Genomic DNA, 4849 nt, shown 5'->3' on the forward strand with positions numbered 1-4849 from the left:
ACGCTCTTCCGATCTTCCGGTAGCGAGATAATAACGACTAAAGTCGCTGATACGCCATTTTATATAGGAGTCTACAATTAGATCTTTTTTTTTCCATAGTAACAAAGCGATCCGCCTGATTTTCCATGGTCTGAATACGAGCATCTAAGTTTTTAACTGTTTCAATAAACGGAATCTTAATATGCAGGCCTGGATTATAAATGAGCGGTTTATGAGAGCTATCGCGCAGCACTTTACCAAAGCGCAAAACTATGCCGCGTTGCCCTTCTTGAACTACGAACAGTGACGCGTACAACATTAAAAACATTATGACCACAATAAGTGTTAAAGGCTTACGCATTAGTTACTATCTCCCTTTACGGGTGGTATTGTCGCGCTGTGTATTAGCCTGGCGCTGGTTAATGACTATCTCACTATCTTTATTGCTATTGCCTGTTGCAGGCAACTGCATTAGGTTAAAGGCATTGTTGCCCTGAACACGTTTAGCATGATCATGATGGTGTAACATATAATCTAGCGGCAGCATCATTAAGTTATTATTGTTTTTTTCGTTGACAATAATTTTATTGGTGTTGCTGAGTATACGCTCCATAGCGTCGATATACAGACGTTCGCGGGTGACTTCCGGCGCGGCCTTATACTCCGGCAATACTTTAGCAAAACGCTGAACTTCACCTTGCGCTTCTAGTATCGTGCGGGCTTTGTAGGCACGACCCTCTTCCAGAATACGCTGCGCTTTACCGTTAGCTCGAGGTTGTACCTCGTTGGCGTAAGCTTCTGCTTCACGAATATATTGCTGTTCATTTTCACGCGCTGCAATAGCGTCATCAAAAGCTGCTTTTACCTCTTCTGGTGGCCGTGCTGCCTGAAAATTAACGTCCAACAAGGTAAGCCCCATATTATAAGGTTGAATGGTATCTTCTAGAATCCGCTGGGTATCGCTGCGTACTACAGTACGGCCTTCCGTTAGAATGCGGTCCATCGTATATTTACCGATCACGCCTCGCAGGGCACTATCAGTTGCCTGACGCAGACTTTCGTCGGCATCAGTGACGCTAAAAAGATAACGTTCAGGATCGATAATCCGGTACTGCACATTCATTTCAACGCGCACTACGTTTTCATCGGAAGTAAGCATTACACCAGAAGCAGCCAATTCTCGCACTGACTCTACGTTTACCGCCGTTACTGTATCGATGAAGGTAGGCTTCCAGTTCAGGCCGGGATTAACTAGATGGTAGAATTGACCGAAGCGAAGTACTACGCCGCGTTCCGCTTCTTTAATGGTATACAAACCACTGCCGAACCAGATTATTGTCAAAATTATTAGCACAATATACAGGCTACTTTTCCCGGGCATACCATGACGACCGAACCAGCCGAATTTACGACTGAACTTACGAAAAATATCATCTAAATTGGCAGAACTGTTATAATTTCCGCTGTTATTATTGCTACTTCCCCACGGATCGCGGTCATGTTCGTGATTATCGGGCTCATTCCACGCCATGTTTTAACTCCATTTGACGATTGATAAAAATTACTACGCGACCGGTTCTAGGTGGCAAGCGTAGCTCATAATCATAGTTTGTTCGTGATATCACCCACGAGCTGTTTCGCTTTAAACGGTTAAACCTTCTTTTCCTGCGGTGAAAGTGGCGAAACAGGATTATTACCATAAGAATAATGACTGGAGCAGCCGCTCTGGTTGTTATTATAATGTGACACAGCGCGCGACGGAACCACAGTCGATATAGCGTGCTTATAAATCATTTGGCTGATCGTATTTTTCAGCAAAATGACAAACTGGTCGAAAGACTCAATTTGGCCCTGTAGTTTAATACCATTAACTAAATAAATAAAAACAGGAACGCGTTCCCGACGTAATGCGTTTAAGAACGGATCTTGTAAAGATTGCCCCTTAGCCATTCTATCTTTTCCTTACTTTACTTGCTTATAATAATTACCATGTAGCTAGAAATAACCGAAACTATGTAAAAAAGTGCGTTTACGTTTAGTACGATTTCTTTGGTACTATCACCGGTGACTAATAAATCAACCTATGTGTGCACCCACAACTTGTAATACTCTGTCAAGAGCGGTTTCTGGTTGCTCACTATCTAGCCAGTCAACTGCTGGCCAACTCCGTAGCCAGGTCATTTGCCGCTTGGCAAGCTGTCGTGTCGCGGAAATCCCCCGAAATACCATATCATCATAATCTATTTCTCCTGCTAGGTATGACCATATCTGACGGTAGCCAACGCAACGAATGGATGGCATGTCTTTATTGAGATCACTACGTGCAAAAAGCGTACGAACTTCATTTTCAAATCCATTTGCTAACATCTGGTGAAACCGCCGTGCGATACGTTGATGCAACCAGAAGCGATCAAATGGCATCATGGCAAATTGATACACCTGATACTTTAGTCTCTTACCAGATTTTTGAGTCATTTCCGTTATAGTGTGACCTGAAACTAAAAACACTTCCAGTGCTCGCGAAACTCTATGCGAATCATTGGGATGAATACGAGTTGCAGCTTTGACATCAATTACTTGTAATTTCTGGTGTAAAGCTGCCCATCCTATCGTTTTGGCCTCACGTTTAATACGTATACGTATTTCATTATCAGCCTGAGGCAATGGGGATAATCCATTCAGCAATGCCTTGAAGTAAAGCATTGTTCCACCCACGAGCAATGGTATGCGTCCCGCTGCGGTTATATCAGCCATTTCATAAAGTGCATCACGGCAAAAATCTGCTGTTGAATATGGTTCTGCTGGATCGCAGATATTTATCAGCCGATGTGGTGCCTGCGTAAGCACGTAACCGTCTGGCTTAGCGGTACCGATATCCATGCCGCGATAAATCAGTGCTGAATCAACGTTGATAATATCAACTGGTAACTGGTGGCGCAGTTTAACTGCTAATGCTGTTTTACCTGATGCTGTTGGCCCCATAATAAATATAGCTGTAGGTAGGCGGCGGCAATGCTGTGTCTGCTTAGTCATGGTTGAAGGCTTTTATGGCAGCTTCAAGATTAAGTGTAACCAGAAGCGCATTAGGCGGGTTTTTAACCCAGTGCGGACAAAGCCGCTCGACTTCTGCTATTAATGGTATCGCCCTAGAATAGTTCCATATGATAGCTTCATGATTGAGCTTGCGTGCTAGCCAGGCAGCAATCTTATGATACGTTACAGATGCTTCACTACTGAGGTAGCCTAACAGTTCTGAAATCAAGTGTTGTAAATTTTTGTGACCTAATAATGGTAAAGGTACTGCGTTAAGTATTGCTTGAGATTCGTTAGATTGCAGCAAAATACCCATTTTGTTCAAGACAACCCTATGGTGATGAAGTGCAGCAGCTTCATCATGGCACAATGTCATCCGTAGTGGAATGAGTAGCGGCTGAGCTAGTAGAGTATTGTCTTCTGGCATAAGTTGACGCTCAGTGAGGTAGCGTTTCGCGAAGGACAGTGACAGTAGTGACAATCCATAAGCTGATTCTAACAGCGCATAGCAAGGAGAGCAAAAAGTTAGCACTCTACCGAAACTGTGTGGATCGTAGCAGGTGTGTGCTGCCTGCTGCGGCACAAAAATATCTCGCTGCTTTAGTTCATCATAATTGGGGGCGCAAGTAGAATGACTGACTAACTTATTCTTATCACTGAGCATCAGAACATTAGGTTGAGCTACTTTCTCCGCTTGCGGTCTAGCGGGACAGACTGGCAGACTATGTTGCAAAACAGTCATTACCGCCTGATAGATAAAATGGTGCACTAACCTAGCCTGGTGAAATCGTACCTCTTTTTTAGCGGGATGAACGTTGATATCCACTTGTTTAGGGTTAATGGCGATAAATAGAACAAAAGCTGGTTGCCGCGTCCCGGTCAGCTGCTCCTGGTAAGCCTGGCGGATAGCGTGGTTAATTAACTTGTCCCGTATCATACGCTGGTTGACATAGCTGTATTGTATCTCAGGTAAATCTCTGCCGCGAGGATCTTCAGCCCAACCACGAATAGTAAAATCGCTATGCTGCCAGGATACCGCTAGTGCTTGCTTGACGAAAGCGGTTCCACACAGGCGACCGAGCCGCTGCCAAGACTGACTAGGTTCTATCACCGCGCGGTATTGCTGCACCGTTTTATCGTTATGCTGCAGAAGAAATGTCACGTCGAATCGCGCAAGCGCTATTCGACGAATTACCTCTTCAATATGCTTAAACTCAGTTGTTTCGGTGCGCATAAATTTACGTCTAGCTGGGGTATTATAAAAGAGATCCAGCACTTCCACGGTGGTACCTACCGGATGCGCTGCTGGCTTGATAGTAACAGCTCTGTCGTCTCTCTCAGCGTATGCCTGCCAAGCTTCATTTTGTCCGGCGGGGCGTGAAGTAATAGTTAGGCGCGCGACCGAGCTTACACTAGCTAGGGCTTCACCGCGAAATCCCATGCTGGTGATACACTCTAAATCTTCTATACGAGATATTTTGCTGGTAGCGTGGCGGGCAATAGCGAGTGCTAGTTCTTCTTTACTGATACCGCTACCGTTGTCACGGATTGTTATTTTTTTAGCTCCACCCCGTTCTACCTTGATATCAATACGCGTAGCGCCAGCATCTAGGCTATTTTCTACTAATTCTTTTACTACCGACGCAGGGCGTTCTACCACTTCACCTGCGGCGATTTGGTTGACTAATTGTGGCGATAGTATCTGAATTGGCATGTCAACTAGTTCCTTTTATATGTGTCAAGCTCAAATTAAAGAACATCTAATCTACTTCAGCAAAATATCGCCTGACATTATTACTCTTGCGAATATACGGTAGCGATGGATGATAGATCTTAA

4 protein-coding genes and 1 pseudogene are annotated in these 4849 nt (G+C 44.4%); all 5 read right to left on the minus strand.

Annotated elements, in window-relative coordinates:
• Nucleotides 1–340: pseudogene (gene hflC, locus CEX73_RS01640) on the minus strand (protease modulator HflC); the annotation flags it as partial.
• A 6-nt stretch (nt 341–346) separates the two neighbouring features.
• The gene (gene hflK, locus CEX73_RS01645) at nt 347–1510 is read right to left on the minus strand and encodes an FtsH protease activity modulator HflK (RefSeq protein WP_101626865.1); all 1164 of its coding nucleotides are present in this window, start codon (nt 1508–1510) and stop codon (nt 347–349) included.
• 119 nt (nt 1511–1629) lie between these two features.
• The gene (gene hfq / locus CEX73_RS01650) at nt 1630–1929 is read right to left on the minus strand and encodes an RNA chaperone Hfq (protein WP_101626866.1); all 300 of its coding nucleotides are present in this window, start codon (nt 1927–1929) and stop codon (nt 1630–1632) included.
• A gap of 126 nt (nt 1930–2055) precedes the next feature.
• Nucleotides 2056–3012 carry a tRNA (adenosine(37)-N6)-dimethylallyltransferase MiaA gene (gene miaA / locus CEX73_RS01655; RefSeq protein ID WP_101626867.1) on the minus strand — a complete coding sequence of 319 codons (957 nt, stop codon included), beginning with the start codon at nt 3010–3012 and terminating at the stop codon, nt 2056–2058.
• Nucleotides 3005–4726: a DNA mismatch repair endonuclease MutL gene (gene mutL, locus CEX73_RS01660; protein ID WP_101626868.1), complete on the minus strand. Its 1722-nt coding sequence runs from the start codon at nt 4724–4726 to the stop codon at nt 3005–3007. The genes miaA and mutL overlap by 8 nt, the downstream gene beginning before the upstream one ends.
• Nucleotides 4727–4849 lie beyond the last annotated feature (123 nt).

The sequence above is a fragment of the Candidatus Palibaumannia cicadellinicola genome (assembly GCF_002855795.1).
Classification (GTDB): domain Bacteria; phylum Pseudomonadota; class Gammaproteobacteria; order Enterobacterales; family Enterobacteriaceae; genus Baumannia; species Baumannia cicadellinicola_C.

What these genes read in the sequence shown, in the direction of transcription:
- miaA (WP_101626867.1), bottom strand. Translation starts at nt 3,012, where the DNA reads ATGACTAAGCAGACACAGCATTGCCGCCGCCTACCTACAGCTATATTT.
- mutL (WP_101626868.1), bottom strand. Translation starts at nt 4,726, where the DNA reads ATGCCAATTCAGATACTATCGCCACAATTAGTCAACCAAATCGCCGCA.
- hflK (WP_101626865.1), bottom strand. Translation starts at nt 1,510, where the DNA reads ATGGCGTGGAATGAGCCCGATAATCACGAACATGACCGCGATCCGTGG.
- hfq (WP_101626866.1), bottom strand. Translation starts at nt 1,929, where the DNA reads ATGGCTAAGGGGCAATCTTTACAAGATCCGTTCTTAAACGCATTACGT.